This is a genomic window from Rhodococcus sp. NPDC060084, assembly GCF_042730335.1.
In the GTDB taxonomy this organism is placed as follows: domain Bacteria; phylum Actinomycetota; class Actinomycetes; order Mycobacteriales; family Mycobacteriaceae; genus Rhodococcus.
Genome location: NZ_JBHWWX010000032.1, coordinates 20,713 through 41,691, shown reverse-complemented (window position 1 = coordinate 41,691; position 20,979 = coordinate 20,713). Strand labels below are relative to the sequence as shown.

General features: G+C 66.8%; 20 protein-coding genes, 1 tRNA gene, 1 other RNA gene and 1 pseudogene. 16 read left to right on the top strand and 7 right to left on the bottom strand.

Going from position 1 to position 20,979, the window contains the following annotated elements:
• Window positions 1-39: 39 nt before the first annotated feature.
• A complete protein-coding gene (gene hisN / locus ACFWBU_RS16025) occupies window positions 40-825 on the bottom strand; it encodes a histidinol-phosphatase (protein WP_378528713.1) in 786 nt (261 codons plus the stop codon).
• A 32-nt stretch (window positions 826-857) separates the two neighbouring features.
• Here hisN and prfB point away from each other — a divergent pair, with 32 nt between their 5' ends.
• The 9 genes from prfB (at window position 858) to ssrA (ending at window position 7,452) form a co-directional block, all read left to right on the top strand.
• A complete protein-coding gene (gene prfB / locus ACFWBU_RS16020; protein WP_378528712.1) occupies window positions 858-1,976 on the top strand; it encodes a peptide chain release factor 2 in 1,119 nt (372 codons plus the stop codon).
• Between the two features lie 21 nt (window positions 1,977-1,997).
• Window positions 1,998-2,882 (top strand): mechanosensitive ion channel family protein, encoded by an 885-nt coding sequence (locus ACFWBU_RS16015; protein ID WP_378528711.1) that lies wholly within the window; start codon window positions 1,998-2,000, stop codon window positions 2,880-2,882.
• Window positions 2,879-3,346, top strand: coding sequence for a hypothetical protein (locus ACFWBU_RS16010; RefSeq protein ID WP_378528710.1), 468 nt, complete (start codon window positions 2,879-2,881; stop codon window positions 3,344-3,346). The genes ACFWBU_RS16015 and ACFWBU_RS16010 overlap by 4 nt, the downstream gene beginning before the upstream one ends.
• A 31-nt stretch (window positions 3,347-3,377) precedes the next feature.
• A complete protein-coding gene (gene ftsE / locus ACFWBU_RS16005; protein ID WP_169619707.1) occupies window positions 3,378-4,067 on the top strand; it encodes a cell division ATP-binding protein FtsE in 690 nt (229 codons plus the stop codon).
• Window positions 4,068-4,118: 51 nt separating this feature from the next.
• Window positions 4,119-5,024 carry a permease-like cell division protein FtsX gene (ftsX, locus tag ACFWBU_RS16000; RefSeq protein ID WP_296549426.1) on the top strand — a complete coding sequence of 302 codons (906 nt, stop codon included), beginning with the start codon at window positions 4,119-4,121 and terminating at the stop codon, window positions 5,022-5,024.
• Between the two features lie 69 nt (window positions 5,025-5,093).
• Complete coding sequence (gene smpB / locus ACFWBU_RS15995) at window positions 5,094-5,570, top strand: SsrA-binding protein SmpB (RefSeq protein WP_169619705.1); 477 nt, start codon at window positions 5,094-5,096, stop codon at window positions 5,568-5,570.
• Entirely contained in the window at window positions 5,567-6,424 is an 858-nt protein-coding gene (locus tag ACFWBU_RS15990) for an EamA family transporter (RefSeq protein ID WP_378528718.1), read from the top strand. The genes smpB and ACFWBU_RS15990 overlap by 4 nt, the downstream gene beginning before the upstream one ends.
• 121 nt (window positions 6,425-6,545) lie before the next feature.
• The gene (locus ACFWBU_RS15985; RefSeq protein ID WP_169651721.1) at window positions 6,546-6,956 is read left to right on the top strand and encodes a TIGR03667 family PPOX class F420-dependent oxidoreductase; all 411 of its coding nucleotides are present in this window, start codon (window positions 6,546-6,548) and stop codon (window positions 6,954-6,956) included.
• A 124-nt stretch (window positions 6,957-7,080) separates the two neighbouring features.
• Window positions 7,081-7,452, top strand: a transfer-messenger RNA (tmRNA) gene (ssrA, locus tag ACFWBU_RS15980).
• Window positions 7,453-7,519: 67 nt separating this feature from the next.
• On the opposite strand, the gene ACFWBU_RS15975 is transcribed toward ssrA, so the two are convergent.
• Window positions 7,520-7,993, bottom strand: coding sequence for an SRPBCC domain-containing protein (locus tag ACFWBU_RS15975; RefSeq protein WP_169619702.1), 474 nt, complete (start codon window positions 7,991-7,993; stop codon window positions 7,520-7,522).
• 160 nt (window positions 7,994-8,153) lie between these two features.
• Here ACFWBU_RS15975 and ACFWBU_RS15970 point away from each other — a divergent pair, with 160 nt between their 5' ends.
• Window positions 8,154-9,491 carry a DUF2254 domain-containing protein gene (locus ACFWBU_RS15970; RefSeq protein WP_206038545.1) on the top strand — a complete coding sequence of 446 codons (1,338 nt, stop codon included), beginning with the start codon at window positions 8,154-8,156 and terminating at the stop codon, window positions 9,489-9,491.
• A 741-nt stretch (window positions 9,492-10,232) separates the two neighbouring features.
• Here ACFWBU_RS15970 and ACFWBU_RS15965 read toward each other — a convergent pair.
• Entirely contained in the window at window positions 10,233-10,436 is a 204-nt protein-coding gene (locus ACFWBU_RS15965) for a hypothetical protein (RefSeq protein ID WP_378528709.1), read from the bottom strand.
• Between the two features lie 237 nt (window positions 10,437-10,673).
• Between ACFWBU_RS15965 and ACFWBU_RS15960 the strand changes: the two genes are divergently transcribed.
• Window positions 10,674-10,916: a DUF2630 family protein gene (locus ACFWBU_RS15960; protein ID WP_296549428.1), complete on the top strand. Its 243-nt coding sequence runs from the start codon at window positions 10,674-10,676 to the stop codon at window positions 10,914-10,916.
• Between the two features lie 153 nt (window positions 10,917-11,069).
• On the opposite strand, the pseudogene ACFWBU_RS15955 reads toward ACFWBU_RS15960, so the two are convergent.
• Together ACFWBU_RS15955 and ACFWBU_RS15950 are read right to left on the bottom strand one after the other, a co-directional pair.
• Window positions 11,070-11,303: pseudogene (locus ACFWBU_RS15955) on the bottom strand (acyl carrier protein); the annotation flags it as partial.
• Between the two features lie 55 nt (window positions 11,304-11,358).
• On the bottom strand, window positions 11,359-11,589 hold the full coding sequence (locus tag ACFWBU_RS15950; RefSeq protein ID WP_367113029.1) for a hypothetical protein: 231 nt from the start codon (window positions 11,587-11,589) through the stop codon (window positions 11,359-11,361).
• Between the two features lie 199 nt (window positions 11,590-11,788).
• On the opposite strand from ACFWBU_RS15950, the gene pgm reads away from it, so the two are divergent.
• The 5 genes from pgm to ACFWBU_RS15925 all read left to right on the top strand — a co-directional run bounded on the left by pgm (window position 11,789) and on the right by ACFWBU_RS15925 (window position 16,226).
• Entirely contained in the window at window positions 11,789-13,417 is a 1,629-nt protein-coding gene (gene pgm / locus ACFWBU_RS15945) for a phosphoglucomutase (alpha-D-glucose-1,6-bisphosphate-dependent) (RefSeq protein ID WP_378528708.1), read from the top strand.
• Window positions 13,418-13,498: 81 nt separating this feature from the next.
• Window positions 13,499-14,722 carry an MFS transporter gene (locus ACFWBU_RS15940; RefSeq protein WP_378528707.1) on the top strand — a complete coding sequence of 408 codons (1,224 nt, stop codon included), beginning with the start codon at window positions 13,499-13,501 and terminating at the stop codon, window positions 14,720-14,722.
• A gap of 25 nt (window positions 14,723-14,747) precedes the next feature.
• The gene (locus ACFWBU_RS15935) at window positions 14,748-15,236 is read left to right on the top strand and encodes a MauE/DoxX family redox-associated membrane protein (protein WP_378528706.1); all 489 of its coding nucleotides are present in this window, start codon (window positions 14,748-14,750) and stop codon (window positions 15,234-15,236) included.
• A gap of 36 nt (window positions 15,237-15,272) precedes the next feature.
• A complete protein-coding gene (locus ACFWBU_RS15930) occupies window positions 15,273-16,019 on the top strand; it encodes a DsbA family protein (protein ID WP_169619696.1) in 747 nt (248 codons plus the stop codon).
• Between the two features lie 134 nt (window positions 16,020-16,153).
• A tRNA-Ala gene (locus ACFWBU_RS15925) sits at window positions 16,154-16,226 on the top strand.
• A 128-nt stretch (window positions 16,227-16,354) separates the two neighbouring features.
• Here the strand turns inward: ACFWBU_RS15925 and ACFWBU_RS15920 are convergent.
• Entirely contained in the window at window positions 16,355-18,874 is a 2,520-nt protein-coding gene (locus ACFWBU_RS15920) for an excinuclease ABC subunit UvrA (RefSeq protein ID WP_378528705.1), read from the bottom strand.
• 254 nt (window positions 18,875-19,128) lie between these two features.
• The gene (locus tag ACFWBU_RS15915; RefSeq protein WP_169651729.1) at window positions 19,129-20,895 is read right to left on the bottom strand and encodes a cutinase family protein; all 1,767 of its coding nucleotides are present in this window, start codon (window positions 20,893-20,895) and stop codon (window positions 19,129-19,131) included.
• Window positions 20,896-20,979 lie beyond the last annotated feature (84 nt).

Genomic DNA, 20,979 nt, shown 5'->3' with positions numbered 1-20,979 from the left:
TGGGTAAGTGCCCCCTGGCCGCATCGCCCCGTCACGTCGTCACCGCAGGCGCGCGAGAACCTCGTCGTGCAGGTGTCCGTTGGTTGCGATGGCACTCCCACCGTGCGGGCCGGCGGCACCTTCGAGGTTCGTGAACCGCCCGCCCGCCTCGCGAACCAGCACGTCCAATGCGGCAAGGTCCCACAGCGATACCTCCGGTTCGAGCGCGACCTCCAGCGCACCTTCCGCGAGCAGGCAGTACGAGAAGAAGTCGCCGTACGCACGTACCCGCCACACCTCGTCGGTGAGGGAGACGAACTGCTCCCGCAGTCCGCGCTCGCGCCAGCCGGACAGGCTCGAGAAGCTCAGCGACGCGGACTCGAGCGCGCGTACCTGCGACACCGCGAGTCGCCGGGGCTCGCCCGAGTCGTACGAAACGAAGGCGCCTGCACCGGCGGCTGCCCACCAGCGCCGATTCAGGGCCGGAGCGCTCACCACACCGACGACGGGCACGCCGTCGTCGAGCAGCGAGATCAATGTCGCCCACACCGGGACGCCCCGCACGAAGTTCTTGGTGCCGTCGATCGGATCGACGACCCACTGGCGGCCCGAGAACACCGCGTCACCGCCGAACTCCTCACCGAGCACCGCGTCACCCGGGCGCTCGGCTTCGAGAACCTCACGCACCAACCGTTCGACAGCGAGGTCGGCGTCCGACACGGGAGTCAGATCCGGCTTGTCGTCGACCTCGAGGTCGAGCGCGCCGAAGCGGTTGCGGGTGATCGCATCCGCGTCGTCTGCGAGGCGGAGGGCGAGGTCCAGATCTGCGGTGTAGTCGGTGGGCATGAAGGAAACGCTAGCGGCTACCCTTGAAAATCGTGCACCCCGATGTTTCCGCAGACCTGGCCGAACTCGATACGACCCTCCGCACCGTGGAGTCCGTCCTCGACGTCGAGGAGTTGCGCCGCCGGATCGACGAACTCGAGCACCAGGCCGCGGACCCCGAATTGTGGAACAACCAGGAGCACGCGCAGAAGGTGACCAGCGAGTTGTCGCACGCGCAGGGCGAGTTGCGGCGCGTCGAGAACCTGCGCGAGCGGCTCGACGACCTGCCGGTGCTCTACGAGCTGGCCGAAGGTGAAGAGGACGACGCCGCCGTCGCGGCACACGCCGACGCCGACGCCGAACGCGCAAGCCTGCGGGTCGACATCCAGGCGATGGAGGTGCGGACGCTGCTGTCGGGCGAGTACGACCAGCGCGACGCCCTCGTCAACATCCGCGCCGGCGCCGGCGGAATCGACGCCGCGGACTGGGCCGAGATGCTCATGCGCATGTACATCCGCTGGGCCGACAAGCACGGCTACGGCGTCGAGGTCTACGACACGTCCTACGCGGAAGAAGCGGGCATCAAGTCCGCGACCTTCACGGTCAAGGCCCCGTACACCTACGGGACGCTCTCGGTCGAGATGGGAACCCACCGCCTCGTGCGGATCAGCCCGTTCGACAACCAGGGCCGTCGTCAGACGTCCTTCGCAGAGGTCGAAGTGCTTCCCGTGGTGGAGACCACCGACCACATCGAGGTCGACGAGAACGACGTGCGCGTCGACGTCTACCGCTCGTCCGGCCCGGGTGGCCAGTCGGTCAACACCACCGACTCCGCGGTGCGCCTGACCCACATCCCGACCGGCATCGTCGTGACCTGTCAGAACGAGAAGTCGCAGCTGCAGAACAAGGTCGCCGCGATGCGCGTGCTGCAGGCGAAGCTGCTCGAGCGCAAGCGCAAGGAAGAGCGCGCCGAGATGGATGCGCTCAAGGGCGACGGCGGCAGCTCGTGGGGCAACCAGATGCGCTCGTACGTGCTGCATCCGTACCAGATGGTCAAGGACCTCCGTACCGAGTACGAGGTCAACAATCCGTCCGCTGTACTCGACGGCGACATCGACGGCTTCCTCGAAGCCGGGATCCGCTGGCGGATGCGGGAGGAACAGAAGTCGTGATGAGGGGTGAGAGGCGGTCGCGTGGTGTTTCCCGGGAGTAGTCTCCTCGACTGGCTCTCGAGCAACGGGCTGCTGATCGTCCTGACCGTCCTCGGTGCGACACTGATCGCCCGGTTCGTGTCCTGGGGCGGCGAGCGGATCACCCGGCGCATCGACGAGACCTACGAGCAATCCGACGACCTGGTGCGATCGGAGGCCACAAAGCATCGCCACTCGATGGCGCAGGTCATCACGTGGATGTTGATCTCGTTCATCTACATCATCGCGACGCTGAAGGTGTTCGACCACCTCGACCTGCCGCTCGGCAGCCTGGTCGCGCCGGCGACGGTGATCGGTGCAGCGCTCGGTTTCGGGGCGCAGCGCATCGTCCAGGACATCCTCGCCGGCTTCTTCATCATCACCGAACGTCAGTACGGGTTCGGCGACACCGTGCAGATCTCCGTCACGGGTGCTTCCGAGGACGCCGTCGGCACCGTCGAAGACGTGACGTTGCGGGTCACCCGGGTCCGGAGCACCGCCGGTGAGGTCATCATCGTGCCGAACGGCCAGATCAACAAGGCGGTCAACCTGTCGAAGGACTGGGCGCGCGCCGTGGTCGACGTGCCGATTCCGGTCAGCGCCGACATCTCCGACGTCACCGACATCCTCCGCGAGGTCGGCGTCGCGGCGTACAACGACACCCGCGTACGCGAACTGCTCCTCGACGAACCCAGCGTGATGGGCGTCGAAAGCCTCGAGGTCGATCAGCTCAGCGTCCGGATGGTGGCTCGTACGCTCCCCGGTAAACAGTTCCAGGTCGGTCGCCTGCTCCGTGCACGGATCGCGCGTGCTCTGCGGGTCCAGGGGATCACCGTCACCCCGCAACTCGGCACCGCGAGTGTCGTCGATCGGTCGGAGGCCCCGTGAGCGGCGAAAAGCCTTTCTGGTCCCGGATACCGTCGCATCTGCTGGGCGGCAAGGTCCGCACCGCGACGCTGGGCCTGTGCGTGCTGTGGCTCGCGCTGTGGATGCTCTACCTGTTCCTCAACCAGCCCGACAAGCCTGCCGAAGTTCCCCCGTCGGCGGTGATCATCTCCGAGACGCCCTACGTTCCGTATGTGCCTCCGGCGTCGACCGCACCGACGGCGACGACACTGCCTCCGACGGCGACCACCTATCCGTCCGGGACCGGCACCCCGCCGTCCGTGACGACGACGGTGCCGCCGAACCCGGGCGTGCCGACCGCCACGAGGACCGAACCTGCTCCGCCGGCACCCACGACCGGCACGACCACGACGACCAGGCAGATGCCCTTCGATCTGCAGATTCCGGGACTCCCGAGCGTGGACGAGCAGAGCGACACCTCGGAGACCGGTGGGCCGGAGCAGTAGATCACCGTCCGGTAACGGCTAGCATGGCGTCGTGATCCGGCTGGAGAATGTGTCCAAGTCCTACAAGACGTCCACGCGTCCTGCCCTCGACAACGTGTCCGTCGAAGTGGAGAAGGGCGAGTTCGTGTTCCTCATCGGGCCGTCCGGCTCCGGTAAGTCGACGTTTCTGCGTCTGCTGCTGCGGGAGGACCGGCCGACGAGCGGAGAAATCCACGTCGCGGACTTCCACGTCAATCGGCTGTCCGGTCGCCGGGTGCCGAAACTGCGGCAGAACCTCGGCTGCGTCTTCCAGGACTTCCGGCTGCTGCAACGGAAGACCGTCGCCGAGAACATCTCCTTCGCTCTCGAGGTGATCGGCAAACCCCGCACGGTGATCGAGCGCACCGTCCCCGAGGTTCTCGACCTCGTCGGGCTCTCGGGTAAAGCCGACAGGCTTCCCGCGGAACTGTCCGGCGGCGAGCAACAGCGCGTCGCGATCGCGCGGGCGTTCGTCAACCGTCCGCTCGTGCTGATGGCCGACGAGCCCACCGGCAACCTCGACCCGGAAACCAGCCAGGACATCATGCTGCTGCTCGAGCGCATCAACCGCACCGGCACCACGGTCCTGATGGCGACGCACGATCACCACATCGTCGACTCGATGCGGCGACGGGTCGTCGAACTCGATCTCGGGCGGCTCGTCCGCGATGAGGCACGCGGCGTGTACGGCGTCGGCCGCTAGCACCAGTCCCGCTCCCGCCTTCCACCCGGCAACCGAAGGATCCCCCACCCGATGCGTGCCAGTTTCCTGTTCAGCGAGGTCACCACCGGCCTGCGCCGAAACCTCACCATGACGATCGCGATGATCCTCACCACCGCGATCTCTCTCGCGTTGTTCGGAGCCGGCCTGCTGGTGGTCCAGATGGCGGGCAAGACGCAGCAGATCTTCCTCGACCGCGTGGAAGTGCAGGTGTTCCTCACCGAAGACGTCTCCTCACTCGACCCGGAGTGCGAGCAGGAGATCTGCAGCACGCTGCGCAGCGACATCGAGAACACCGACGACGTCGTCTCGGTGCAGTACCTCAGCCGCGACGACGCGGTGGCCGACGCGACGGATCGCGTGTTCGCGGACCAGCCCGAGCTCGCCGAACTCGTGAGCGCCGACAGCTTCCCCGCATCGTTCAAGATCAAGATGTCGGACCCGGACCGGTTCGCCATGATCCAGGACGAATTCGGGACGCGACCCGGAGTCGACAGCGTCCTCAACCAGCAGGACCTCGTCGAGCGGCTGTTCGGCGTGCTCGGCGGTATCCGCAACGCCGCCTTCGCCATCGCGACCATCCAGGCGATCGCGGCGGTGCTGCTCATCGCCAACATGGTGCAGATCGCGGCGTTCACCCGCCGGACCGAGGTGGGCATCATGCGGCTGGTCGGCGCGACCCGCTGGTACACCCAGCTGCCGTTCCTGCTCGAGGCCGTGGTTGCCGCGGTGGTCGGTGCCGCGCTGGCGATCGGGGGGCTCTTCGCAGCCAAGAGTATGTTCGTCGACGACATGCTCTCCGAGGTGTACGACGCGAACATCGTCGCCCGCATCACCGACAGCGACGTCCTGTTCATCGCGCCGTTCCTCGTTCTCGTCGGCGTGGGAATGGCGGCGTTGACCTCGTACGTGACCCTTCGCCTGTACGTGCGTGAATAACGAGTTGCCGCGGTTCCTATGCTGGAGTGTGTTCTGTATCGACCGTTCGAGGACCGGAAGGGCCTGTAAGTGAAGGAAAAGGGCCGGAAGGTCATCGCGACCAACCGCAAGGCACGTCACAACTACGCCATCATCGACACCTTCGAGACGGGGATCGCTCTCGTCGGGACCGAGGTGAAGAGCCTCCGGGAGGGCAAGGCATCGCTCGTCGACGCATTCGCCACAGTCGACGACGGTGAGGTGTGGCTGCGCGGACTGCACATCCCGGAATACGGGCACGGCACATGGACCAACCATGCTCCGCGCCGCACCCGCAAGCTGCTGCTGCACCGCCGCGAGATCGACACTCTCGTCGGCAAGACCCGCGAGGGCAACCAGACTCTCGTGCCGCTGTCGATGTACTTCTCCGACGGCAAGGTCAAGGTCGAGCTTGCGCTCGCGCGCGGTAAGCAGGACTACGACAAGCGTCAGGATCTCGCGCGCCGGACTGCCGAACGTGAGGTGACCCGCGAACTGGGACGACGCGTGAAGGGTATGCGCCGCTGATCGCGGTCGCCCTCGCGCTGGTCGCGGCCCTCGCGTACGGGCTCAGCGACTTCGCGGGTGGAGCCTCTTCGCGTCGTGCCAGCGCCCTCGGCGTCGTCGCGGTCACCTATCCGATTTCTCTCCTGCTCGCGTTGGCGGTCGCGCCGCTCGTGGGCGGCGAACCGACCGTGTCGTCCCTCGGGTGGGGAGCCGTTGCGGGCGTCGCCGGGGGCATCGCGATCTGGTGGTTCTATCTGGCACTCGCGTCGGGCCCGATGTCGGTGGTGTCCCCGCTCACCGCGGTTCTCGTGGCGGGCATCCCGGTGGTCGTCGGCATCTCGCTCGGTGAGCGGCCGGGCGCACTTTCCTACGTCGGCATCCTCGTTGCCGTCGTGGCAGTCGCACTCGTCAGCTGGGAATCCGACGAGACCGTCGTCGGCACGGAACACCCGCGCTTCACCGCGAAGGTGGCGTGGCTGACCGTGGGATCGGGCGTCGCGTTCGCCCTGTCGTTCATCGCCCTCGGCCGGATCGAGGAGGGAACCGGGCTGTGGGGGCTCGCCGTATCGCGCGTGACCGCGACGCTCGTCGTGTGGTGTGTCATCGGTGCCGTCTGGCGCGGCGTGGTGTGGCCGACGAAATCGATGATGCCGGTCCTGATCGGGATCGGTGCGCTCGACGTCCTCGCGAACGGTGCCCTCATCTTCGCGTACCAGCAGGGCATGCTGTCGCTCGTCAGTGTCGTCGCAGCCCTGTACCCCGCCGCGACGGTCCTCCTCGCGATGATCGTGCTGGGGGAACGCGTGGGCCGGCTCCGGCTGCTCGGCATGCTCGCGGCAGGTGTTGCGGTAGCGCTCATCAGTGTCGCGGCGTGAGTCTGCTCGAAGCCCGGCCGGAACCTGCGCGCCGACCGTAGCCTGAAGGTTGTTCGGGACAGCGACCTGCGAGCTCGTCTCTGCTTGCCGCGAGTCCGTGTGAGCTGCCGGGAGGCGACCGATGACCGATACTCTCGACCTGTCCGTCACCGTCGCGCGGAGGCTCGCCGACGAATCGGTGATCTGGCTGACCACGGTGGACGCGAAGTCCACGCCGGTGCCGACCCCCGTGTGGTTTCTGTGGAGGGATGGCAGCTTCCTGTTGTTCTCGCAGCCGGGCACACGCAAACTCGCAAACATCGCCGCCGATCCCCGCGTGGCGCTCAACCTCAACTCGGATGCCCACGGCGGCGACGTCGCGGTGTTCACGGGCCACGCCGTCCTCGACGCCGACGTTCCGGACGACGACTGGAACCGATACGTGGAGAAGTACGAGCAGCAGATGGCCTCCCTCGACTACACGCCCGCCCGCTTTCGCGACGACTACTCGGTGCCGGTCCGAGTGATTCCGGTCCGCGTCCGCCAGTGGTAGCGGATGCGGTGTGATCAGGCTCATTCCCTCTCGTCGGCCCGCTGTGACAATGAGAATGACAACGGGCGGATTCGTCGCTACAGTGGGTAGTCCTGCGGGGTTACACGACCTCGCAGGGACGTGCGGGGCTGAACGGTTTCGACTGCGTACGTTGAGCTAGGGGAAGCGTGTCGGTGCAGGCAAGAGACCACCGTAAGCGTCGCTGCAACCAATTAAGCGCCGAGACCACTCAGCGCGAGTACGCCCTCGCTGCCTAAGTAGCGATTGCGTCTCTGTCAGACCGGGTTTGCTCTCGACCCGGATCCTGGCATCGACTAGAGAGCTTTACCGTTCGGCTCGGTCGCGGAGTCGGATGGGACATCAAACAGCGACTGGGATCGTCATCTCGTCTTGTTCGCGGGAACGGGAGATCCAAGTAGAGACATAGCGAACTGCACACGGAGAAGCCCTGGCGAGGCGGCGGAGGACCCGGGTTCGATTCCCGGCAGCTCCACCGAAACCCCGGGTGGGAGACCTTTCGAGGTATCCCACCCGGGGTCCTTTTTTTGACGAGGGAAGGCTAGCTAGCTCGTCAGCAGATCCGTCATCTTGTCGAGGCATTGCTCGAGCCCTGCCTTCGACAGGTCGCGTGCCTGTTCATCCGCGTACCCGAACTCCGTGACGGTCAGCATTGTCCGGCCGTCGCTGCCCGGCACGAACGTGATGACGTGCCGCACGTCTTCGGGGACCCCGGGCGGGGATGCGACCCGCGTGCCCGACGCATCGGTGAAGGCGAGGTCGAACTCGAGGAGACTGGTCGGCTCGATCCTGCGGTAGGTCCAGGTGTTGAACATGTCCTGTCCGCCGTACTCGGCCGGAGCGCGCATGCCTACCAGTGACGTGCCACCGACCCGGAAGTCGAGGTCCGCGACCGGCACGGTGAAACCGTGAGGTCCCCACCACCTCTTGACATGTTCCGGGTCCTGCCACGCGCGCCACACCTCCTCGGCTGGTGCGCTGAACGTGCGGGTGCTGACGACATCGAAGGAATCGGGCACGGTGCCCTCCTGTCGGGGTGGATCGGACGCGGTCGTCGGGTATGACCTGCGGGTCGGGAAGAAATCATCGGAACCCGCGGCTGTGAAAACGAATACGTGTGACCGCCGACGTCGACGGATGTTCCGCCGGCGGGTCGCTCGATGGATACAGTCGGCAGGCATGAGGACCGCCCCCGCTCCGCTGCCCCGTCTGCGCCTGGCGTCGGCCGTGTACCGATTCCGGGAAAGCCTGTTCGCGTTGCCCGCGCTCATCGTCGTCGCAGGCGTGGTCGCCGCGGAGGTGACCGCGGTGCTCGACCGAACCGTCGAGGACGCGGACTCGGCGCCGTGGACCGTGGACATGCAGACCAACGCGGCGACGTGGTTGCTCAGCACCGTCGCCGGCGCCACCATCACCACCGCGGGAGTGGTCTTCTCGCTGACGGTCGTGAGCCTGCAACTGGCGAGCAGTCAGTTCTCTCCTCGCGTGATGCGCTCGTTCATCCGGGATCGCTTCAGCCAGACCGTAATAGGCATGCTCGTCGCGACGTTCGTATTCTGCGTCCTCACCCTGCGTCACGTCGGTGGTGACGCCACGTCGCCCGCACCGAGCATCGCGATGACGGTGTCACTTGTCCTGACCGTCGCGACGGTGATGCTGATCGTCGCGTACCTCGACCGGCTTGCACACCGGCTACAGGTCGGCGAGGTGGTCCGGTCCATCAGCAACGAAGCGGACCTGGTGATCGAGGCGATGACCCGTGCGGCAGAACGGGAAGTCCCGGCCGGGCCGGTGCGGTTCGACGAGTCCGCAGACGACGTCACAGTGCTGGCCCATGCGGACGGGTGGGTCTCGCAGGCGCCGACCGAGTACATCCTCCACGCGATCCCGCCGTCGACGGTCGTGCGACTCGAGACGCGACCGGGCGCGTATATCCACCGCGGGGAAGTTCTCATGCGCATTCATCCCGCACCGCAGGACGCCGAACGTGTACGCGCCCGCCTCCTCGCCACGGTCACGATCGGCGACGCCCGAACCATGCAGCAGGATTTCGACTTCGGACTGCGGCAACTCGTCGACATCGCGTTGCGCGCGCTCAGTCCCGCGATCAACGACCCCACGACGGCAATCGAGGTCGTTCTGCGACTGGGCAGTCTGCTGCGAATCGTCCTCGTTGCACCGGAGCAGGAAGTGTCGGTGGGTGGCCCCGACGGGCGGGTGCTGGTGCGACCGTGGCTGCTCTCGCCCGACGAATACATCGGGCATGCGTTCGACGAGATCCGTCGCACCAGTGCCGGTCAGGTGCATGTGACGCTGGCGCTGATCCGGGTGTTGCGGATGCTGGTCGAGCACGTCCGTGACGCGGGCCGGCCCGAGCATGTGCCCGCCCTCGAGCGGCAGATCCGGATGGTTCTCGAAACCGCCTCCGACCGCACCGACATTCACCCGGAAGATCTGGCGCTGCTCGAGGCGGTGGCCCGGTCCGCGGTCGATCCGGCCGAGCACCGTCTCGACTGATCGCCCAGCTTACGTCGGTGGGTACTCCGCGCATGCGTAGCTGATCTTGTGGGCAAGAACAGATTTCGACGGCGCTGGTCGGTTGTCCGAGTGGCGCCGACGACCGAACAGAGGTAGAAAGAATAGGTCTTCTCCGGCGCGATCGCGCCGGGAGACCCGGGTACAGCCAGTTGCCCGCCTGTCTGGGGTTCTCTCCCGGAGCGGGCTTACCCGTCCTCATCGAGGCGGTTCTCCAGTCAGGCACAGAGGTCGTATCGAGGTATTGCCCTGAAAGGACCACCCGGTCGAAATGAGTGATTCCACGTTTTCAGCTATCGGCACGTCGTCTGGTTCGTCCTCGGACCCTGTTCGCCATACCAGCCGAAGCGGATCGATGAGTACAGCAGAGATCAAAGCGCGCCTCGCGGTCATGTTCGGCGACGCCGACGAGGCCTCGTCCTCCGCAGAGGATGGGGATTCCCGGTAAGTACGAAGTGGATCGGGACGTCCGGTCGCCTCACGGCGAAAGGCATATCGCAGCTCCAGCCCAACGGAACTCTGCGACGGCAACGGGATTGAGCCCGGGGGACACGGTGCCGTCCCGATCCGCCCCGTTCAACACACTCTCGTTCCGCGGTATTCCGGGTACGCGGGTGTGATCCCGATCAACAGGGACCGGCGACATCGTGTGCCGCCGACCGGTCTACTGCCACGAACACACCGGAAGGGCCCGGCATCGTGCCGGGCCCTTCCGTGCGTGGGCTACGAGTTACCGCCGCCGCTGTTCTCGCCTCCGCGGGCCTTGGCCTCGGTCGGCTGCGCCTGGGCGCCCTTGCTGCCGACCTCGCTGGGATCGGCACTGTTCTGGTCGCCGAAGCTTCCGGTGCCGGCCTCGCCTCCGCGACGGGCCTGATCTTCGGTGTCCTCACGATTGCCGAACTGTCCGGGATTGTTCGAATCTGCCACTGGTACAGCTCCTTTCGGATGAACTTCCTGTCTTGCGACAGCCCTCATTGCGGCTCGTTCGGATCTATACCCGAGTCGCCGGGGCATACACGCGAGACCGGAGATTTTTTTCGGGTCCGGCGCAACGGGGCGGGGGATGCCGCCGTGCATTGGTTGGACAGTGTTTGGCATACACGCCACCGGCTATGCCTTCGGAATGCACTGGTTCGACACGCGCTGTGTAGAAGGAGACCGACGATGACAGAAGAAGATCTGTTCGGGCGAATCGAACAGTTGGTCCAGCGGGAGCAGGAGTTGCGCAGGCAATCAGGAAGCGACGGGGTCACCGGCGAGGACCGCGAGGAACTGCGCATGGTGGAGCAGCGTCTCGATCAGTGCTGGGATCTGCTGCGGCAACGGCGGGCAAAAGCGGAGTTCGGCGGAGACCCCGACGATGCGGAGCCGCGCCCGGCAGGAGAGGTCGAATCCTACCGTCAATAGGCGCGGTTGTTCGCGTGAAAACGTGTGGCGCACCGCGGCTTACGTGACGAGCACTCTTCGGTCTCGTGATGTGGGCCGACGGGCCCCTCGGCTGGTCGACCCGGGCGGGGACAGCCCGCCCGGGTCTGGATCGGGTTGCGGGGATCGGGACATCGCCGGCCCGGCCTGGGACGAGCCTGTGATCTGCGCGAGGAATTCGTGACAACGACGTGCGCGCTCGGAATCTTCGGCCATGACCTGCTCGAAGAATGCGGCGATGTCGTCGAGGCCGGCATTTTTCGCGTCGCGCACATACTGGCCGTAATCGTGACCGGCCTTGAGCGAGTGGTATTGCACCGAGATCAAATCGAAACTGACGTCGTCGAATCCGGTTTCACCGGTAGCCATGGCTCCTTGGTCGAGATGGGAACGGTCACGCGCCGCATACCCAGGTGCGGGGCGGCTATGCGGCACCGCCGCGTCCTGCATCCTCGGTGACGAGTTTCCGCTGTTCTCGCCGCCGCGGGCCTTGGCTTCGGTGGGTTGCGCCTGCGCGCCCCTGCTGCCCGGCCTCGCTGGGATCGGCACTGTTCTTGTCGCCGAATCTTCCGGTGCCGGCTTCGCCACCGCGACGGGCCTGTTCTTCGGTGTCCTCACGGTTGCCGAACTGTCCGGGGTTGTTCGAATCAGGCATCGGTACTTCTCCTTTCGGATGATCGTCGTTCGGTCCGAGAGCCCTCTCGCGGCGTCTCGCCCGCCGCGGTACCCGGCACGTGAGGGGCTACACCCGTCGTTCGAATCATGTTCTGTTGGCTCTCGATCAGGGGTGTACCTCGCGCATGCCTCGGCGCACACGGGCAAGATGAGACCTATACCGTCGACGAGGAGGTCACATGGCGCACGAACGAGCGGGGCAGCGGGCGACTGCGGAGGATCTGGAAGACCTCGCACACTTGGTCACCGCGTACTACACCGTGAAACCGGACCCGGAAGACCCGCTGCAGCAGGTGGCATTCGGAACGTCCGGGCATCGCGGTTCGAGCCTCGCCGGTGCGTTCAACGAAGACCACATTCTCGCCACCACGCAGGCGATCGTCGAATACCGCGCGGGGCAGGGCACCGGGGGACCGCTGTTCCTCGGCCGCGACACGCATGCACTGTCCGAACCCGCGTGGGCCACCGCGCTCGAGGTGCTCGTCGCCAACGACGTCGAAGTCGTCATCGATTCCCGCGATCGTTACACCCCGACGCCTGCGGTCAGCCATGCGATCCTGCGGCACAACGCAGGGGCAGGCCACCGTGCAGACGGGATCGTGGTGACCCCCTCCCACAACCCTCCGCGCGACGGCGGCTTCAAGTACAACCCGCCGTCGGGTGGTCCTGCCGACAGTGACGCGACCTCGGCGATCGCGGCACGCGCCAACGAACTGCTCGCCGCCGGACTCGCCGGAGTGAAACGGGTTTCGGTGGTTTCCGCCCTGGGCGGGGCAGGGCGATACGACTTCCTCGCGACCTATATCGACGACCTGCCGAACGTCGTCGACCTCGGTGCGATCCGCGCCGCAGGACTGCGCATCGGTGCCGATCCCATGGGCGGCGCGAGCGTCGACTACTGGGGCGAAATCGCCGAACGGCACGATCTGGACCTGACGGTCGTGAACCCCCTCGTCGACGGAACCTGGCGTTTCATGACACTCGACACCGACGGCAAGATCCGCATGGACTGCTCGTCGCCCAATGCGATGGCGTCCATGATCGAGGCGCGTCACGATTTCGACCTGGCGACCGGCAACGACGCCGACGCCGATCGGCACGGCATCGTCACTCCGGACGCCGGTCTGCTCAATCCGAATCACTACCTCGCGGTGGCCATCGACTACCTGTTCCGGAACCGGCCCGGGTGGTCTGCCGAAAGTAAGGTCGGCAAGACCCTGGTCAGCTCGTCGATGATCGACCGGGTCGCCTCGGGTCTCGGCCGGTCCCTGCTCGAGGTACCGGTCGGTTTCAAGTGGTTCGTGCCCGGCCTGCTCGACGGCTCGCTGGGTTTCGGAGGTGAGGAGAGTGCGGGTGCGTCGTTCCTCCGGCACGACGGCTCGGTCTGGACCACCGACAAGGACGGCATCGTCCTGGCTCTGCTCGCTGCCGAGATCACGGCCGTCGCGGGCAAGAGCCCCTCGCAGTACTACGGAGACCTCGCGGCCCGGTACGGCAGTCCGTCGTACGCCCGGGTCGACGCACCGGCGACGCGCGACCAAAAGGCGGTGCTCGCGAAACTGTCTCCCGACCAGGTCGACGCCACCGAACTCGCCGGGGAGCCGATCACCGCGACGCTCACCACCGCCCCGGGCAACGGGGCCCCTATCGGTGGCCTGAAGGTGACCACGGAGAACGCATGGTTCGCCGCCCGGCCCTCCGGGACCGAGGACGTCTACAAGATCTATGCGGAGTCCTTCCGGGGACCGGAGCACCTCGCGGAGGTACAGCAGGCGGCCCGGGACCTCGTCTCGTCGGTCCTGTCCTGATCGGTCCCGTCCCGGTCGGCGTGCGGCGCGGGGATCCGCGGCGCCGGCCGGGTCGTGCGCGTAGCTAACATCGTGGGCATCATGCGTACACGTGAGGCGGCGTTGCCGCGGGAGATCTGGGTTCTGGTCGCGGCGAGTTTCGTCATCGCGCTCGGCTTCGGCCTCGTCGCCCCGGCACTTCCGCAATTCGCACGCAGCTTCGACGTGGGAGTGACCGCCGCATCGGTCGTGATCTCGGCGTTCGCCGCGATGCGCCTGATATTCGCCCCGTTCAGCGGGCGGCTCGTCCAGAAGCTGGGGGAGCGGCCCATCTACATCACGGGGCTGCTCATTGTGGCCGTCTCGACCGGCGCGTGCGCTTTCGCGGAAACCTACTGGCAGCTGCTCGTCTTCCGGGGGCTCGGCGGTATCGGTTCTACGATGTTCACGGTGTCGGCACTGGGCCTGCTGGTGCGTATCGCGCCGCCCGATGCCCGTGGTCGCGTCTCGGGCCTGTACGCCACCAGCTTCCTGCTCGGAAATATCTTCGGCCCCCTCGTGGGCGGCGCTCTGACAGGCCTCGGTCTGCGGGCACCGTTCCTGATCTACGCCGTGGCCCTGCTGATCGCCGCCGCTGTGGTGGGCGTGATGTTGCGCTCGTCGCACCTGGCGCAGCCCACCACGGGCGAACGGCTCCGGATCATGGGGTTGCGGGAAGCGCTGGGCTCCCCGATCTACCGCGCCGCTCTCGGTTCGAACTTCGCCAACGGCTGGGCCGTGTTCGGGGTGCGCGTCGCGATGGTGCCGCTCTTCGTCGTCGAAGCCCTGGGGCAGGGAGAGGCGTTCGCAGGCATCGCTCTCACCGCATTCGCCGTGGGCAATGCTGTCGTGCTCATCCGCGCGGGCAGGTGGTCCGACCGGTACGGACGGCGGCCGTTCGTCCTCGCCGGACTGATGATCTGCGGTGTCGGCACCATCGTGATGGGACTGACCGAGAGCGTGGCGCTCTTCCTCATCACGTCGTTCGTGGCAGGGCTAGGGTCGGGTCTGTCGAACCCGTCACAGCAGGCCGCGGTCGCCGACGTCGTCGGCAGCAAGGCGCGCGGTGGCCCAGTCCTCGCCACGTTCCAGATGACGGCAGACGTCGGCACGGTGATCGGGCCGGTCGTGGCGGGACTGCTCGCCCAGCACCTGTCGTTCTCGACGGCGTTCGCCGTGACGGGCGTGATCATGCTGGTCGCTGCGGTTCCGTGGTTCCTCGCCGGCCGCCGCACCCCCGACCGCATCGCCCCGGCGGACGAGGTGATCAAGGACACTGGCAGCTGAGCACGGGATCGGTAGTGTCGAACCTGTGTGGATTCGCATCGTCTCGACGGCTGCGCGCGTGGGTTTGGCAGCCGTGTGGCTGGTGTCGGGGTGGAGCAAGTTCTCCGACCCCACGCAGACCGTAGTCGCGGTACGGGCGTACCAACTCCTTCCCGCCGACCTGGTGCGGCCGTTCGCCGCAGTCTTCCCGGTGGTCGAACTCATCCTGGGACTGTTGCTGCTCATCGGGCTGGCGGTACGCCCGGCGGCGGTGGCGAGTGCGATAGGCCTGGTAGTGCTCATCGCGGCGATTGCCTCGGCATGGGCGCGCGGCTTGTCGATCGATTGCGGATGCTTCGGTGGTGGTGGCACCGTCGCCGACGCCGACGCGTGGGATTACGCCTCCGAGATCCTGCGAGACCTGGGATTCCTCGCGGCAGCCGTCTGGCTCATGGTGTTCCCGCGCACCCCCGCCGCGCTGGGCCCCGGATCGCGGACGCTCTCAGTGCGTCCTCAGCCCACAGTGGCAGAGTGAACCCGGACATTCTCCGACGAACAAAGGGCAGAAGTCGTGAATGCGAAGAAGGTCAAACCGGTGAAGTACACGCCGGAACCGACGTCGAACAAGTTCACCTACATCCTCGGCGGCGTCGCTGTCGTGGTGATCGCCGCGCTCGTCATCGGCGGCGTGCTGTGGACCTCGGGCGGTAGTGACGCCCGGAACGACGGATACGGGACGGTGCAGAACGCCGCGGTGGAGGTGAGCCTCGACGACGGAGCGATTCTCCTCGGTCGGCCCGACGCCGCGGCCACCATCGATCTGTACGAAGACCCGATGTGCCCGTACTGCGCCGAACTCGAGCACAAGCACTCGCAGGAACTCGCCCAGGCGATCGACAACGGCGAGGTTGCTGTCCGGTACCACATCCTTGCGTTCCTCGACCGGCTGTCCAGCAGCGGCGACTACTCGACACGTTCTGTGGCCGCAGCGCAGTGCGTCGCGGAAAGCGGTGACGCGGTGGTCTTCTCCAAGTTCCACGACACGCTCCTCTCGCCCGATACGCAACCGGCGGAGGGCGGCGACAGCGACCTCGACAACGCTGCACTCGCGCAACTGGCACGCGATGCGGGCGCATCCGACGAAACCGTGCAGTGCATCGCCGACGGAGCCCGCGTGGAGCAGGCGGCCGCCGACGCGGAGGCCGGTCGGCAGAAGCTTGCTACGACCGGCGCGACCGGCACGCCTGCCGTGATCTACAACGGCACCGTCATCGATGCCCTTGGCAACGAGAACTGGATCGCGGAACTGTCCGGATAGCGGCGCGGTGGGAGGCCCCGGCAGGGCGCCTCCCACCGTTCCCCCGCCGACCAGGCGATTTGTTGGCGGCGAGCGCAATGGTGTAACTTTCTTTCAGCGCACGGGGTTGCCCCCGACGCGCAGAAAATGGATACGGGGCTATGGCGCAGCTGGTAGCGCACCACACTGGCAGTGTGGGGGTCAGGGGTTCGAGTCCCCTTAGCTCCACGTAACCCGAACACAAACTTGCCCCGCCTGATGGCGGGGCAAGTTTCGTTTGTGGGTGGGTCGATGAGGTCGACTCGTTCATCGCTCACCGTGCACCCCGTAGTCAGCTTCGCGGAGTCGCCGCCACTTCAGAGATACCGGCCCGTGATGCTGTCAGCGTCCGCGGCGATCTCGTCCGGCGTTCCCGTGGCGGTGATGCGTCCCCCTGAGGTGCCCCCTCCCGGACCGAGGTCGATCACGTAGTCCGCGTTGCGGATCATGTCGAGATCGTGCTCGATGATGACGACGGTGGCGCCGCGGACGATGAGACGGTCGAGCACACGGAGAAGCGTCTGCACGTCGAGGGGATGCAGTCCGATCGAGGGCTCGTCCAGCACGAACAGGGTGTCGTGCTGATCTCGGTCGATGTCGGCGGAGAGCTTGAGCCGTTGTGCCTCACCACCGGCAAGGGTCGTGGTCGCTTCACCGAGGGTGAGATACCCGAGGCCGAGGTCCGCGAGCACCCGGAGCCGGCTGTGCACCTTTCTGAGGTCGGCGAGTTCGGGAAGGGCCTGTTCGACGGTGAGCCGGAGTACCGCGGGTAGCGAGAGTGCTTCTCGCTGCTCTCCGTCGGCATGGCGCACGGTGCGGACGATGTCGTGGGCAGCGGCGTTGTAGCGGGCCCCCTCGCATCCGGGACAGACGATGTCGACGTCGGGGAGGAACTGCACGTCGAGAGAGATCTGCCCGGTGCCGTCGCAGTCCGGGCACCGCAACGACCCGGTGTTGTAGGAGAAATCGCCGGCTTTCAGGCCGCGTTCCTTCGCGTCGGGGGTGGCGGCGTACGCGCGCCGCAACTCGTCGAGGACGCCGCTGTAGGTGGCCACGGTCGAACGGACGTTCAGTCCGATGGGGGCGGCGTCGACAACTGCGACGCTGCCGATGCCGGCGGGATCGACGCTCGTCACGTGTGGGGGAAGCCTGTTCCCCGCGGCGACCGCGGTGAGCGCCGGGACGAGGCTCTCGAGGATCACGGTCGTCTTACCCGAACCGGACACGCCCGTGACAGCGGTGAGTCGTCCTTTGGGCAGGTCGACGTCGAGGGCATGGACCGTGTGGATCGGGGTGGTGGACATCCGGATATGCCCGTGATCGAACACCGCACCGGCCTCGGCCAGTGAACGGACACGCTCGTGCACCGTGTCCGTGAGGAACGGCGCGATACGGGACCGTGGGTTGCCCTCGAGTTCCGGCAGCGTGCTGGACGCGATGACGGTGCCGCCCTCTGCGCCGGAGCCGGGACCGATCTCGATGAGCCAGTCCGCTTCCCGGAGGACCTGGGTGTCGTGGTCTACGACCACGACGGAGTTCCCGTCCGCGAGCAGCTTCCTGATGACCGCGATGAGCCCGTCGATGTTGGACGGGTGCATCCCGATGGAGGGCTCGTCGAGCACGTACAGAACGCCGGTGGTGCGATTGCGGACGGCGCGCGAGAGCTGCACGCGCTGACGTTCCCCCGTGGAGAGAGTCGACGACGCGCGGTCGAGGGTGAGGTAGCCCAGCCCGAGGCCGAGCAGCATCCGGGCGGTCTCGACCATCTGGGTGACGATGCTGTCCGCCATCGCCGTCATGTCCGCGGGCACGAGAGCCGGGAGAGTCCGAACCCAGGCCGTGACGTCTTCCAGGGTTTTCGCTGTCGCGTCGGCGAGGGATATTCCGTCGACGAGAGTCGAGCGGGCCCGGGTGCTGAGTCTCGTGCCCTCGCAGGCCGGGCAGGTCTGCACGCTCAGGAACCGCTCGATCCGTCCCAGACCCTTCTCCGTCTCCGCCTTCTTCAACGCTTCGACGACGGACTGGTGGGCATTGCGGTAGGTGACGTTGAGGTCGAACAGCTTCCCGTTCTTCGACGGGTACAGGATCGAGCGCTTCTCCTCCGGGCCGGCGAACACGATCTTCCGTTCCTGCTCGGTGAGTTCGGCGAACGGCACCGTGGTGCGGACACCCATCTCGGCGACAACTTTCGGGTTCGCCACGAGTCCGAACATGCCCCACGGCGCGACCGCGCCCTCGTCGATGGTCAGCGACTCGTCCGGGACCAGGGTGGTGTCGTCGACGTCGCGCACGATGCCGGTACCGCCACAACGCTCGCACGCGCCTTCGCTGTTGAACGCGAAGGACTCGGCGCTCGGCGGGCCGAACACGACCCCGCACACCGGGCAGGTCAGTGGCAGATCGCGGGCGACATCGATCGTGGGTTCCATCAGGTGCCCGTTGGGACACCGATGGTGGCCGAGGCGGGAGAAGATCAACCGGAGGCTGTTCAGCAGCTCTGTGGAGGTTCCGAACGTGGATCGCACGCCGGGGATCGCGGGCCGCTGGCGGAGTGCGAGCGCGGCGGGGACGTGCTCGACGCTGTCGACTGCCGCGCGCGTTGCCTGCGTCAGCCGCCGACGCGTGTACGTGGACAGCGCCTCGAGATAGCGTCGCGATCCTTCCGCGTAGAGCACCCCTAGAGCGAACGACGATTTTCCGGATCCGGAGACGCCCGCGATGGAGACGAGCGTGTTCAGCGGTAGATCTACGTCGATGTGCCGCAGGTTGTTCACGTGCGCGCCACGCACGCGAATCGAGGTGGGGAGGGAACTCTGCGGTTCGTCGTGCTCGGCCATGCTGTGAGTCCCTCCGCGCAGGCGGTGAAGAAGCAGCCGCCTCGCCGACCCTTCTGGTCAGGGGAGCGCGCTGTCGAGACTGCCGGTAAGGGATTCCGTCCGGAACACCTACCGGTGTCAGGATTCGGACCGGTCTTTCCTCACGGTACTGGAGCCGATGAAAAAAACTCGGCGCCAGGACTCGCGGTACGGCCGCGGCGCTCGGGGGAGGCCGGGGTCGAAGCTGCGAGTACTGGCGCCGAGTTACCTGGTGGTCAGGAAACGGGCTGCGGCGACGGGGTCGTCGTAGGCACCGTCGTGGTGGCCGGGGCGGTGGTGCCCGTCGGCTGCTCCGTCGTCGGCTCACCGGTGGTCGGCTGACCGGCGGTGGTCTCGCCCGTCGCCGGCGCCGGCGCGCCGGCACCTTCGGGAGCGGGAACTGTGCCCGGAGCCGGTGCGACGACGGGCGGCGTGCCCGACGGTGCGGCCGGTGCGGGGGCGACGCTCGGTGCGGGAGCACCCGGTGCCGGAGCGGAGGGTGCCGGTACAACGCCGTCCTGTGTCGGCGAGGTGTCCGTCTGCTCGCTGGGAGCGGGCGCGGGTGTCGTCTCGGAGGTCTCCGGGGTCTCGGAGCCTTCCGCAGCCTCGGCGGCGGCCATCATCCGCATCGCCTTGGCTTCGGCGTCCCTGGACACGGGCTTGCCCTGCTTGGCCTGCTCGGCAAGGTGGTTGAGCCATGCGGCCGCATAGTCGACGGTGCTGGTGCCCTTGCCGTCGATGTCGTCGTCCCAGTAGTCGAAGTGGTGACCGTAATGGTCGTCCGTCTCCTTGTTGTAACCGAAGGTCTGGTCGTACGGATCGCTCATGATCACCGCGAGGGTGTTCTGGTTGCTCCGCACAAATCCGACGACTTCCTTGAGGAGCTTCTCCGGGAGGTACGCGAGGTTGGCCAGGCGGTCCGCGGGGATGGGCTGGGCGCCGTCGGCGACCGGCGTGGTCTTGGGAGCCGCCGGGACGTAATCGGGGTCGGACACCTTGATCAGAACGTCGAGGAACGTCTCATCCGACTGCATCCAGTCCTCGTTGGCGGAGACATCGGCGAGGGCCAGCAGCGCGACCCGGCCCACGACCTGCGCGAGATCGGCACCCGTGGCAGGGGACAGCCCCTCCCGCTCGAACGCATCACCGTTGACCTGACGGCCGAGGTTGACCAGCAGTTCGATCAGGGCGATGTTGTCGGGCGTCGAGCATGCGAAGTCTCCCTCGGAGCAGAAGGAGGCAACCTTGCCGTCCAGATGGCCGAACCCGCCGCCCGTTCCGGGCAGCACTCCGCCACCGGGAGCGGGGCCCGCGCCCGGCTCGTAGGGACGGTCGAAGCCGTTGGGGTTGCTGGGATCGTCGGCGCCCGGGAAGAATCCTCCGTCGACGCCGCGGCCGGCGTCGGACAGAATGACGACTCCCGTGACCGCAGAAGGATCGCCGTTCGGCCAGGTGCCGTCCGGGTTCTGCTCCTGGTTGCCGATCTGCATCGCCGCACGCCGGGCGACATCCGCGCCTTCGCTGAAGCCGACGATGGCGAACTGCGTATCGGGGCACGAGGCCTGGATCGCCTTCATGACCTTGATGGTGTTGTCGGCGCCCGTGTTCACGGCGTCTTCGTAGCTCGACAGGTCGGCGGGGTACTCGACGTAGATCGCCGCGTACCCGTTCTCGCCCTCGTGGTCCTTCATCGGCGCGTTGATCACCGGATCCACCCAGTGGCTCCGGTACGCGCCCTGCTGCGCCGCGGGCAACCTGTTGCCGTTCTCATCGACGAGCATCTTGGTCTGGTCGCGGGGGGTGTCTCCACGTCCGCCGACGCCGATGCTGACCATGTCATGGCATTCGGTCGTCGAGGCCATACCCGCCAGAGCGGGGTCGGCGACGGTGGGCGGGGTCGGTTGCGGCCACGCGATGGCGACTGCCGCCGCGACCCCGAGCGCGAGAGGCGCGAGCACGCCCGCGAAAATCTTGCCGCGTGACGGCGACGTTCCATTAGCCATGGGCTTTTCCAATCCGTTTCACCTGTCGAACATCCGGTGCGAGGATGCGGGCGGGTCACATCACACGTCGTACAAACCCGTCCC